Here is an 11,612-nt window from a genome sequence, read left to right on the forward strand (position 1 = left end):
CTCTCATCCGCTCCCCCGACCCGGTCCCGCGACGGCCGCGCTACCGGTCGATCTCCTCGAACAGGGCCTCCCAGCGGTCCAGCACCGCCGGCAGCCGCAGCGGCGTCACATGCTCACGCGCCGCCCGGCCGTAGCGCTCCCGCAGCGCGTCGTCCGTCATCAGCGCGCGCAGGGCCGCGGTGAACGCGGCCGTGTCGCCGGGCGGGACGAGCGTGCCCGTGCGGCCGTCCGTGACGAGCTCCCGGACGCCGCCCGACAGGTCGAAGCCCACGCACGGCACACCCGCCGCGGAGGCCTCCGCGAGGGCCATGGGACGGCCCTCGCGCTCGCTGGTGAGGGCGACCACGGACAGCTCCCGGTAGGCGGCGGCCATGTCCCGCACGCTGCCGCGGAAGCGGACGCGGTCGGCGACGCCGAGCCGCCCGGCCCGGGCGCGGAGCTCCGGCTCCAGCGGGCCGTCGCCGAAGAAGTGCAGCTCCCAGCCCCCGCCTGCGGAAGGCCGCGCGCCGGCCGGGTCCGGGGGGCCCGGCCCACCGGCCCCGGTCGCCTCGGCGAACGCGTCGAGGAGCCGGTCCAGCCGCTTGACCTCCTCCAGCCGCCCGACCGCGCCCACCCGCCGCGTGTCCAGGCGCGCGGGCTCACCGGGCGTGAACGGCAGGGGGTTGGGCATCACCGTCACGTTCGGCAGTCGTCGGCGGCGGAACTCCGCCGCGTCGGACTCGCTCAGGAACACCGACTTCTCCAGCTCCGGGTAGTGCCGGAGGATCAGCCGGAGGTTCTCGGAGTGACACGCCTGGAGGAAGGACTCGTGGTACTGCCCGACGCCCTTCAGGTGCGGCCGGTCCACCGCCTCCAGCCAGACCGCCGCCCAGGGCGAGCCGATCAGGACGCAGCCCTCCCGCGCGGCGGCGAAGCGCCCCGCCAGCCGCTCGCGGGCCCGGTCCCGCTCCCGGCGGTCGGAGCGCGCCGCGCGCACCCGGGCGGGGTTCAGCCGCTCGGCGAAGGACTCGGCCCGCCACGGCGGGGCCGGCGGCTCGGCGTAGAGGGTGGTGTGCCGGTAGCCGGGGTCGGCGACGAAGGTGTGGGGCTCGGGGCTGGGCCGGATCCCGATCAGGTCGACGCGGTGGCCGCGCTCCGCGAAGCCCTGGGCGAGGGTGTGCAGCACGCGCTGTGAACCGCCCATGGAGTCCACGTCGATGCCGATGAGGAAGAGGTCGCGCGCGCCCATTCAGCCCCTCCCCCCGGCGGCGGGCCCGGCGAGCAGCCCGGCGGACGGACCGGCGGGCGCGTCGGCGGGCGGACCGGCGGCCCGTCTCTCGTCCCCCGCTCCCCCCGGGCGGACGAGCTCCTCGAAGAACAGGTCGACCACGGCCTCGCTCGACCGCCCCGTCTCGTAGGGGTTGAACCGCGCCTGGAACCTTCCGTACGCCCCCGCCCACTCCTCCCGCACCGCCCCCAGGTCGCCCAGCGCGGCGGCCAGCCCGTCGACCGAGGTGAGCATCGGGCCGGGGGCGATCTCGGGCAGGTCGTAGTACAGGCCGCGGGAGGTGGAGCGGTAGTGGGCGTAGTCGTCGGTCCAGAGCAGGACGGGGCGGCCGAGGTTGGTGTAGTCGAACATCACCGACGAGTAGTCCGTGAGCAGCGCGTCGGAGGTGAGCAGCAGGTCGTTGAGGTCGGGGAACTGCCGTCCGTCGCGCACCGCGTGGCCCAGTTCGCGGGGCACGTCGAAGCGTTCGTAGTAGTGCGGGCGGACGACGGTCGTCCACTCCTCGCCGGTGCGGCGCGCCAGCTCCGCGAGGTCCACCCGGACGGACTCGCCGGTGCCGCGGGCCCCGTCACGGAACGTCGGGGCGTAGAGGAGCACCTTGCGGCCGGCGGGGATCTGGAGGCGCTCGCGGGCGGCCGCGGCGCGGTCGCGCTGCTCGGGGTCGTTCCGGCGGACGAGGGCGTCGTTGCGGGGCAGGCCGGTGCGCAGCAACCTGCCGGTGTAGCCGTTGGCCCGGACGAAGGTGCGCTCGAACTCCTCGCTGGGGGCGATGAGGGCGTCCCAGCGGCCGACCGCCTCGCGGTGCCGCGCCTGCCGCTCGGGGCCCGCGAGGCGGAGCTCGGGGACGTCGAAGCCCATGTGCTTGAGGGCCTGCCCGTGCCAGGTCTGGAGGTAGCGGGTGCCGGGGCGTTTGCCGTAGAGCGTGGGGAAGCCGTGGGAGTCGATCCAGTAGCGGGCGCGGGCGAGCGTGCGGACGTACTCCCAGGTGCCGCGCCGGACGAGGGGCACGTCCTCGGGGTAGGAGGAGGAGCCAGCGGCGCAGGACCATACGGCGCGCAGCGGGAGGTCGCGCCGCAGGAGCTCCTCGTACAGGGCGCGGGGGCTGTCGGCGTAGCCGCGGCCTTCCAGGGCCTCGAAGACGACGAGGGTGTCGTCGACGGGGAGCCGCTGGAGTTCGTGGTACGTGAGGGCCTTGGTGCGGGGCCCGGCGACCCGGCGGGTGAGCCGCTGGACGCGGCGGCGGGCCGGGCGGAGCCGGGGGGCCGCGGTCTCGGCGTGGCCGAGGGCACCGGTGCGCTCCCAGGTGAGTTCGAGCCGGCCGGCGCCGTGGCCCTCGCAGCCCAGCCGCACGGTGTGGGCCCCGAGCGGGCCGTACTGCGGGAGGCGGGTGCGCAGCGGAGGGAGGGTGGCGGGGGCGAGGAGGGGGTCGGTGCGGGTGAGGCCCATCCGTTCGAGGACGACGACGGGGTGGCGGCGGCCCCGGAAGCCCGTGACGCCGAGGGGGATGCGGCGCGGGTCGAGGTCGATCTCGGCGGTGCGGGGGCCGGGGGTGCCGTCCGGGCCGGGGCGGGGCGGGTCGTAGCGGAAGGGCACGGCGAGGGGGTCGGCCGTGGTGGCGATGCGCAGTTCGGCGGTGACCGGCTCGGCGCCCGTGAGCAGCCCGGCGGGGTCGTAGGTGTGCAGCAGGACGCGGAGCAGGGGGCCGGCGGGGTCGACGCGCGCCACTTCGTGGCGCAGCGGGCCGGTGGCGAAGGGCTGTTCGTCCAGGCGCCAGTCGGTGACGTCGAGGCAGGCGGCGGCCTCGGGGTCCTCGGGCGGCGTCCGCCCCCAGTGGACGCGCCCGCCGTCCCGGACGACGTGGCGGGGGGCGAGGTGCGGGCGGTCGAGGGTGCGGGCGCACTCGGCGGCCTCGGCGAACCGGCCGGCGCCCAGCAGGTACTGGCAGATCCGCTGTTCGCGTGGCATCGCGGCGAGCGCCCGGGGGGCGAGGGTGCGCAGGTAGGGGGTGACGACGGCGGCGAACTCCGTGATCCACCACAGCTCGCGGAAGGGCAGGTCGCCGAGGTAGAGGCGGAGGTCGTGGCGGAGGAACTTCTCGTCCTTGGCGGGGCGGAGGTCGGCGTTGCCGCTCTCCTCCAGGAAGGCGTCGATGAGCCGCGCGGCGAGGAGGCGGTCCGCGACGTTCCGGATGTGGTGCCGGCTGGAGGAGATGGACAGCCGGTCGGGGTCGGCGGCGAGCCACCAGGTGTAGACGGGCCAGGGGACGACCGCGAAACTGCGGGCGAGGGTGAACGCCTGGGCGGAGAAGAGCTGGTCCTCGTAGTGGACGCCCTCGGGGAAGCGCAGCCGGTGGCGGGCGAGGAAGTCGGCGCGGTAGAGCTTGTTGGTGGAGAGGTGGTCGAGGAAGTACTCGGGGGCGGCGCGGATGCCTTCGACCACCCGGACGTCGCCGAAGAGCTCGGGGTACCAGAGGCCGGTGGTGCCGGTCTCCTCGAAGTTCCGGGTGACCTCGCCGGTGACCAGGTCGGCGCCGGTCTCCTCGGCGGTGAGCAGGAGTGATTTGCAGGCGTGGTACGGCAGTTCGTCGTCGCTGTCCAGGAACATCACATAAGGCGCGGCGGCGGCCTCGATGCCGGCGTTGCGCGGGGCGCCGCAGCCGCCGCTGTTGACGGGCAGGCGCAGACAGCGCACCCGGCGGTCGGACGCGGCGAGCCGCCGGGCGGTGACGCGGGTGCCGTCGGTCGAGCAGTCGTCGACGATGATCACTTCGAGGTTGCGCAGCGACTGGCCGAGCACGGACCGCACGGCGCGCGGCAGCCGCTCCGCGTCGTTGTAGACGATCACGACCACGGTGACGTCGGGGTGGGGGACAGGACGGGCAGTGGGCACAAGTCACCTCAATTCCGAGCGATCGGCGCGATCCGGCGGATCGCGGTCACTACGAAGAGAGTAGACGCGACCACTGACAGTCACCTCGTCGATGGTCTCGCGGGCGGCTCCATCGGTGGCCCCACCAGGGGACTCGTCGAGGGCCCCGGCCCCTTCCCGGCCTCCCTCGACGGCCCGACCGGATTCCCCGCCGGCCTCCCGGTCGGAGGCCCCGTCAGCCTCCCGCCCGAGGGCATCGGCGCCCGCCACGCCGGAGGCGCCGTCGCCCGCCCGGACGGGAACCGCCTCGGCCGCCCCACCGGAGTCTCCGTCGGCTCCCCGACCGGGGGCACCGTCGCCCGACCGACCGAAGACACCACCACCCACCCGGCCCGGAACCACCTCGGCCGCCCCACCGGAGTCTCCGTCGGCTCCCCGACCGGGGGCACCGTCGCCCGACCGACCGAAGACACCACCACCCACCCGGCCCGGGACCGCCCCGGCCGCCCCGCCGGAGACCCCGCCGGCCTCCCGGCCCCGTGCCCCGACCCTCCCCCGCGTACGCCCCCGCCAGATGTGCAGGCACAGCGCCCCCGCCACCCCCGTGATCATGACGATGTCCTTGAAGGCGTGCCGCCGCGAGCCCTCCACGTACGGCCAGTGCACCCCGATGAACTGCGGAAGCAGCGCCAGCCAGAACCACACCGACCGCGCCGCCGCCCCGCGCACCACCACCGACGCCACCAGCGACGGCAGCACCACCAGCATGTAGTGGAGGAACGACGGCCGGGACACCAGGAACGCCGCCAGCATCAGCAGCGACGCGCACTCCACCAGCCGCAGCTCGGCGTTCCCCCCTGCTCGCCACCGGGCCCGGGCGCAGAGCAGCACCGTCCCCGCCGCCAGCGCCGCCAGCCCGAAGGCCACGGGCTGGGGCACCCCGAGCCGGGGCAGCACGGCCGGCCACGAGGCGTCGAACGGTCGTGCGTACGCGTCCTGACCGTGCAGCAGGAACGGCAGCGTCCGGGTGAAGAACAGCCCCGGCCGCGGCATGGCCAGGGCGGACAGCGAGGACACCACGGCGGGCACCCCGACGGCCACCGCCAGCGCCCGCCGGCGCCGGGCGAGGACGAACAGCAGCAGGAGGGGCACGAGCATCGGCTTGAGCGCCACCGCCACGCCGATCACGCCCGCCGCCGCGCACCAGCGCCCCCGCCGGATCAGCAGCAGCGCGGCGGGGAAGGCGACGACGGAGACGACCGTCCAGTTGCCGAGGTGGACAAGGCCGTGGAAGGGCAGGAACACGCCGAGACCGGCGATGACGGCCACCGCCAGCCGGCTGTCCGCGCGGACCTCGAAGATCCGCAGGGCCAGGGCCACGCCCACCAGGACGAGCAGCGCGGTGCCCACGGGGACCGCGTAGAAGAGCACCCGCTCGGCGACCGCCGTCTGGGGGACCGCGGCGAACACCGCGCCCGGCAGATAGAGGAAGCGTTTGTCCGCGTACGGTGAGCCGCCGTCGAGGAGGGTCTCGGCCGCGCGTACGACGACGGCGTTGTCCATGCCGACGCGCGGGCTCTCCGTCACCCGGGCCACGTCCAGCGCGCACACCACCAGCGCCGCGACCAGCAGCGGCCACGGCGCCCGCCCGCGCAGCCACCGGCCGACGGCGTCGGGCGCGGTCACCGGCCACCCGCCCGGGCCGCGCCGCCGACGGGCCCGGAGAGACCGGCGGGCCGTCCCCGCACCACTTCCGACAGCACCAGCCCCCGCGGCCCCCCGGCCACCCGTCGCAGCACCGGATCGTCCTGCGGCAGCCCCGGGCCGCCGTCCCTCTGCATCACCCACCGCACGCCGTACTCCTTGAGAACGCCGAGCCGTTCGGCCCGGGAGGCCGCCGCGGCGAAGTAGCGGTGGGTGGCGGCCCACCGGCGCTTCTCGTCGCGGAGGAAGACATCGGGGTAGGCGGGCGCGACGGTGTACGGGCCGTAGGCGGGCAGCATCCGCAGCGCGTAGTAGTCGTCGGTCAGCACCGTCTCCCCCTTGGGCACCTCGCGGGCCGCCCAGCCGATGGACGGCCAGAGCCCGATCGTGTCCGCCTGCCGCAGGACGGGCGGCACGGCGGCCGGCCGCAGCACGTACGTCAGCACCCCGGCCTGCGCCCACGCGCCGACGAGCAGGGCGGCGGCCGTCAGCGGGAGGAGGACGGCCCGCCGGGCCGTCTCCAGCGCGAGGGCGATCTGGGCGGGCAGGAGGACGGCCGGCAGGATCCGCCCCCACGCCTGGTGGCCGGTCACCCCGCCGGCCGCGAACACGACGAGCCCCAGCCCGAAGAACAGCGCGAGCGGATCGCGGCGGTCCCGGCGCAGGCGCGCCGCGAGGGCGGCGACCCCGAGCGCCACCAGGCAGAACCTGACCGCGAGATGGGCGTAGAGGGTCCGGTGGACGGCGTCCAGGCCGCCCGCGCCGAGCAGCGCGTAGAAGGAGTAGTACGGCCAGCAGGCGGGCACCGCCAGGGCGAGGGCCGCACCGGCGGCGGCCCGCAGCCAGACCGTACGGGCGGGCCACGGCCGGGCGCCCAGCAGCATCGCGGCGGCGCCGAGCGCGGCCACCGCGCCCGTGAACTGGTGGGTGAGCAGCACCCACGCCAGCAGCAGCCCCAGCCCGAGGAAGGCCGGGATCCCCCGGGCACCGGCCACGGCCCGGCGGAGCAGCGCCCACAGGTGGAACGCGAGGCCGAGGGCGAGCGTGCTCGGGTAGGCCAGGGTCAGGCAGAGCGAGGTGAGCCCCGGGAAGCCGCTCCACGCGAACAGCCGCACCCCGTAGAGAAACAGCAGGCACAGCAGTGCCAGCGGTACGGCCGTCCGTTCCCGGGTGAAGGTGCGGACGAACACCGCGACGCCGGAGACGAGCAGGGCGAGGTCCACGAGCGCCGCCAGCCGCAGCACGGAGAACGTCCCCCAGCCGGTGGCCGAGGCGACCAGCGCCAGCAGGACCATCCACGGCGAGTGGTACGGGCTCGGCGCGTCCTCGTCGACCAGTGGGTCGCCCGGGTGGGCGAGGTCGGCGCGCAGCCGCTCCAGCACCGCCGCGTGCATCCCGAGGTCGCCGGACCAGGGCAGCCGCACGACCATGAGCAGCAGGAGGACGACCAGCAGGAGGACGGCGCCGGCGGCCGCGGCGCGCGGGGCGCGCGGGCCGGGTGGCGGGACCCCGGTGCCGGTCGGGGTCACGCGCTCAGCGGGCGCGGTGGCCGGAAGCACGGGCGGCCCTCGCGCGCAGCCGCCATGGCATGGCCACGGATTCGAGCTGTACGGCCAGGTTCATCTTCGATTCGCCGATCGTCCGGTCCTCGAAGTGGATCGGCACCTCCAGGACGCTCTGGCCGGAGCGCAGCGCGCGGTACTTCATCTCAACCTGGAAGCTGTAGCCCGCGCTGTCCACGGTGTGGAGGTCGATGGCGCGCAGCGCGTCGGCGCTCCAGAGGTTGAAGCCGCTGGTGATGTCGCGCACGCGGGTGCCCAGGATCGTGCTGGCGTAGGCGTTGGCCCAGCGGGAGAGCAGTCTGCGGTGGGCGCTCCAGGCGGCGGACAGGGTGCCGCCGGGCACGTAGCGGCTGCCGACGACGACGTCCGCCCCGGTGGCGAGGGCGACGCCGAGCAACTCCGCGACCTTGCCGGTCGGATGGCTGCCGTCAGCATCCATCTGCACGACGTACGCGGCGCCTTCGTCGACGGCGCGGGTCATCCCGGCGGCGTAGGCGCGGCCGAGGCCGTCCTTGGTGGTGCGGTGCAGGACGGCGATACGGGCGCGGTCCGGGGTGTTGTAGCGCTCGGCGAGATCCTCGGCGATCTTTCCGGTGCCGTCGGGGCTGTTGTCGTCGACGACCAGCAGCCGCAGCCCTTCCAGCGGCAGCGACATGAGCGCCTCGGCCATCGCGGGCAGGTTGTCCGCCTCGTTGTACGTGGGCATGACCACGGTGGTCGCGGTACGTGCCCACTCCTCCGGGAGCGGCGGGGCGGCGGGGCTGTGCGGTGCGCTCATATGCCTGTCCTTGTCGGTGTGGCCGGTGGGTTTCCCGGGTCGGGCGGTTCCGTACGTGGCCGGAGCCGCGGGGTGGGCGGTCACCCGGCGCGGTGGGGGACCGTTCCGGGTGCGGTGGGGGCCGTTGCCCGTAAGGGCGGTCTTTTCCGGGTGCGGTGGGCCCGTTCCCCCGTAAGGAGAGCCGTTTCCCCGTAAGGACGGCCGTTCCCGGGTGCGTGCGACGGGGTGTCAGGCGGCGGGGGCGTCAGGCGGCGGAGAAGCGGATGGCGGCGTCGGGGATGGTCGTGCCGCACCAGACGCGGGCGCCGTCGCGGAGCTCGTTGTCCGCGCCGACCCCGGCGTGGTCGCCGATCACCGCGCCGTGGAGCACCGTCCGCGGGCCCACCCTGGCCTGCCGTCCGACCATGCTGGCGTGGATCCGCGCCCCCTCCCCGACCCGGGCGCCGTCCAGCACGACGGAACCCTCGATCTCGGCACCCGCCGCGACGTGGGCACCGGCGCCGACGACCGTGCCGCCGCCGAGCCGGGCGCCCGCCTCGACCCGGGCGCCGGGCAGCAGCAGGAACTCCCCCGGCTCGCCGGGGACGGCGGGCGACCGGACGACGCCCCGTACGAGGTCGGCCGATGCCTGGACGAAGGAGGCGGGGCGGCCCAGGTCCAGCCAGTACGAGGTGTCGACGACGCCGTGCAGCAGCGCTCCGGCGGCCAGCAGCCCGGGGAAGGTCTCGCGCTCCAGGGAGACCGGGCGGCCGGCCGGAATGGTGTCCATGACCTCGCGCCGGAAGACGTAGACACCGGCGTTGACCTGGTCGGTGACAAACTCCTCGGGCCGCCGGGGCTTCTCGGTGAAGGCCAGCACCCGCCCACCGGGGCCGGTGGGCACCAGGCCGAAGGCCCGGGGGTCCTCGGCCCTGGTGAGGTGCAGGGTGACGTCGGCCCCCGCCCGCTCGTGACGGTGCAGCAGACCCCCGAGGTCGAGTCCGCTGAGGATGTCGCCGTTGAGTACGAGCACGGGGTCGGCCGGGCCCGAGGCGAGGGCGTCCGCCGCCGCGCGGACCGCGCCGCCCGTGCCCAGCGGCACGTCCTCGGTGACATAGGTCAGGCGCAGCCCGTGGGCGGAGCCGTCGCCGAAGTAGGGCTCGAAGACCTCGGCCAGATAGGACGTGGCCAGTACGACATGGCGGACGCCGGCGTCTCTGGCGCGGGCCAGCTGATGGGCGAGGAAGGGCACCCCGGCGGCCGGGACCATCGGCTTGGGGGTGGTGAGGGTGAGCGGCTGGAGCCGGGTCCCCTTGCCGCCGACGAGCAGAACCGCCTCTGTCATGCCACTGTCCTCGCCGTTGTCGTCGCTGTCGCCGCGGGCCCCGCCATCGGCGTCTCGGCCGATGCCGCCGCCGGCTGTTCCACCGGCACCGCCAGGGGTACCGTCACCATTACCGCTGTACCGTTTTGTCAGTTTTCGCGGCAATTTACACTACAATCTATTCTCTGCTGGAAAATGTCTGCTTTTGCGTGGCGAACATATCGGGAGAGGCCCTTGCGACCCCTGCGACCGAGGACACCCGGGACCCCCGAAGAGCCGGGGGACCCCGCGACACCGACCGCCCCGCCCGCATCGACCACCCCGCCGAGCCCGGCCGCCCCGCAGGCGGAGTCGGCGCCCGAGGGCCCGCCCGTCTCCGGCCCGGCGCGGCTGCTGGCCCTCGGGAGGGAGTTCGCGAAGTTCGGCACGGTCGGCGGCCTGGGCATCTTCGTCAACCTCGCGGTCTTCAACATCTGCCGTACGGCCACGGGGCTGCCGGTCGTGCGGTGCAGCGTGATCGCGACGCTGGTCGCCATCGCCTTCAACTACCTGGGGCTGCGCCATTTCGCCTACAAGGACCGCGACAAGAGCCACCGCAGCCGGGAGATCGCCCTCTTCGCCGCCTTCAGCGCCGTGGGGCTGGTCATCGAGAACGGCGTCCTCTACGTCGCCACCTACGGCTTCGGCTGGGACACCCCGTTCCAGAACAACCTGTTCAAGTTCCTGGGCATCGGGGCCGCCACGCTGTTCCGCTTCTGGTCCTACCGCGCCTGGGTGTTCAGAGCGCTGCCGCGGCACGCCCGGGAGGCGCGGCACGACGGGCCCGCACGTCAGGACGGTGTCTCTCGCCACGACGGTCCCCCGCATCACGGCGATCCCTCGAACACCAAGAGCAATCCCGCCGCGTACCACCCCGAGACCACCGCACCTCCACCGTAGAGACACACCCGCACCCCTAGCCGAGCACGTGCGAGCGGACGGGCCGCCAACAGCAACGGAACCGGCAGGAACGGCAGCATGAAGCGTGGCTTGGAGAGCGGCGAGCCCGGTGTGCCGACCATCAGCAGCCAGGCCCCCGCGAGCAGCGCCACCAGCGGCCACGGCACGCTCCGGTCCAGCGCCAGGGCGAGCACCGCGACGGCCGTGAGCACCACCAGGCCGAGCACCACGGCACCGCGCACGTCGGAGAGCCGGCCGGCCCGCTCGTAGAGCAGCACGTCCTTCAGGAAGTGCGCCGTGCCCCGGCCGAAGTCGAACGACTGCCCCCAGGCCCGCTCGGCCTCGAACCAGCCGTCCACCCGGCCCACCTTGGCACCCAGGAAGAGCCAGCTGCCCAGGAGCCCCAGCGGCGCCACGAGCAGCGCGACCCACGGCCGCCAGCCGTCCCGGCGGCGCACCACCGCCCAGCCGGCGGCCAGGGCCACCGTGCCGATCAGCACCGTGGCGGTCGGCCGGACGGCGCCCGCCACCACGCACAGCGCGGCGGCGCTCAGCCAGCGCCGGGCCAGCAGGGCGACCATCGCCCACACCAGGGCGGCGCTGAAGACCGCCTCCGAGTACGGCACCCACAGTGCGAACGCGTACGGCGAGCAGGCCCAGAGCGCCACACACGCGTACCCGGCGCCGGGGCGCCCGCCTATGGCGCGCACGAGCACGTACACACCGGAGGCGGCCACCGCGGCGGCACAGAAGGAGACCACCACCCCGGCGTACGCCAAAGGGAGCGCGGTCAAGAGGTGCACGCCCCTGATGAGCGCCGGTACGAGCGGGAAGAAGGCGAGTCTGCTGAACGCCGGTTCACCGTCGTCGCGGTAGACGATCTCGCGCGGATAGCCGTGGCCCGCGATATGCAGGTAGTTGCCGCTGTCCCAGCGGCGCAGCAGCTCCTCGGGGCCACGCCCGAGGTGATGGCCGACCAGCAGCAGCGTCGCGAAGCCGACGGAGGCGACCGCGAGGTAGAGGACGGCCGCAAGGGCCGCCTCCCGGCGCGCCGGGGCGGGGGACCAGGCTCGGGCGGCCCGCCGGGGCACCGGAGCGGGTTCGAGCCGAGAGACGACCTTCATCCGTCTCTCTTAACACGATTCAACCCTACAAAAGGGGCGGCCCCGGGGGTTTCTCCCCGGGGCCGCC

At 74.8% G+C, this 11,612-nt stretch carries 8 protein-coding genes; 1 reads left to right on the top strand and 7 read right to left on the bottom strand.

Annotated elements, in window-relative coordinates; all coding sequences use genetic code 11:
• Nucleotides 1–40: 40 nt before the first annotated feature.
• From AF335_RS04880 to manB, 6 genes are all read right to left on the bottom strand, one after another.
• A complete protein-coding gene (locus AF335_RS04880) occupies nucleotides 41–1,228 on the bottom strand; it encodes a glycosyltransferase (protein ID WP_102916937.1) in 1,188 nt (395 codons plus the stop codon).
• Nucleotides 1,229–4,156, bottom strand: coding sequence for a bifunctional glycosyltransferase/CDP-glycerol:glycerophosphate glycerophosphotransferase (locus tag AF335_RS04885; protein ID WP_102916938.1), 2,928 nt, complete (start codon nucleotides 4,154–4,156; stop codon nucleotides 1,229–1,231).
• Between the two features lie 3 nt (nucleotides 4,157–4,159).
• On the bottom strand, nucleotides 4,160–5,821 hold the full coding sequence (locus tag AF335_RS04890; RefSeq protein WP_244926907.1) for a glycosyltransferase family 87 protein: 1,662 nt from the start codon (nucleotides 5,819–5,821) through the stop codon (nucleotides 4,160–4,162).
• The gene (locus tag AF335_RS04895) at nucleotides 5,818–7,269 is read right to left on the bottom strand and encodes a hypothetical protein (protein WP_102917062.1); all 1,452 of its coding nucleotides are present in this window, start codon (nucleotides 7,267–7,269) and stop codon (nucleotides 5,818–5,820) included. The genes AF335_RS04890 and AF335_RS04895 overlap by 4 nt, the downstream gene beginning before the upstream one ends.
• Nucleotides 7,270–7,372: 103 nt before the next feature.
• On the bottom strand, nucleotides 7,373–8,179 hold the full coding sequence (locus tag AF335_RS04900; RefSeq protein WP_102916939.1) for a polyprenol monophosphomannose synthase: 807 nt from the start codon (nucleotides 8,177–8,179) through the stop codon (nucleotides 7,373–7,375).
• Nucleotides 8,180–8,423: 244 nt separating this feature from the next.
• Nucleotides 8,424–9,503, bottom strand: coding sequence for a mannose-1-phosphate guanylyltransferase (gene manB, locus AF335_RS04905; protein ID WP_102916940.1), 1,080 nt, complete (start codon nucleotides 9,501–9,503; stop codon nucleotides 8,424–8,426).
• Nucleotides 9,504–9,875: 372 nt separating this feature from the next.
• On the opposite strand from manB, the gene AF335_RS04910 reads away from it, so the two are divergent.
• The gene (locus tag AF335_RS04910; RefSeq protein ID WP_376697883.1) at nucleotides 9,876–10,421 is read left to right on the top strand and encodes a GtrA family protein; all 546 of its coding nucleotides are present in this window, start codon (nucleotides 9,876–9,878) and stop codon (nucleotides 10,419–10,421) included.
• Here AF335_RS04910 and AF335_RS33930 read toward each other — a convergent pair.
• Nucleotides 10,349–11,545, bottom strand: a complete 1,197-nt coding sequence (locus AF335_RS33930; RefSeq protein ID WP_146045428.1) for a hypothetical protein — start codon at nucleotides 11,543–11,545, stop codon at nucleotides 10,349–10,351. The genes AF335_RS04910 and AF335_RS33930 overlap by 73 nt on opposite strands.
• Between the last annotated feature and the right edge of the window lie 67 nt (nucleotides 11,546–11,612).

The sequence above is a fragment of the Streptomyces eurocidicus genome (assembly GCF_002891295.1).
Classification (GTDB): domain Bacteria; phylum Actinomycetota; class Actinomycetes; order Streptomycetales; family Streptomycetaceae; genus Streptomyces; species Streptomyces eurocidicus.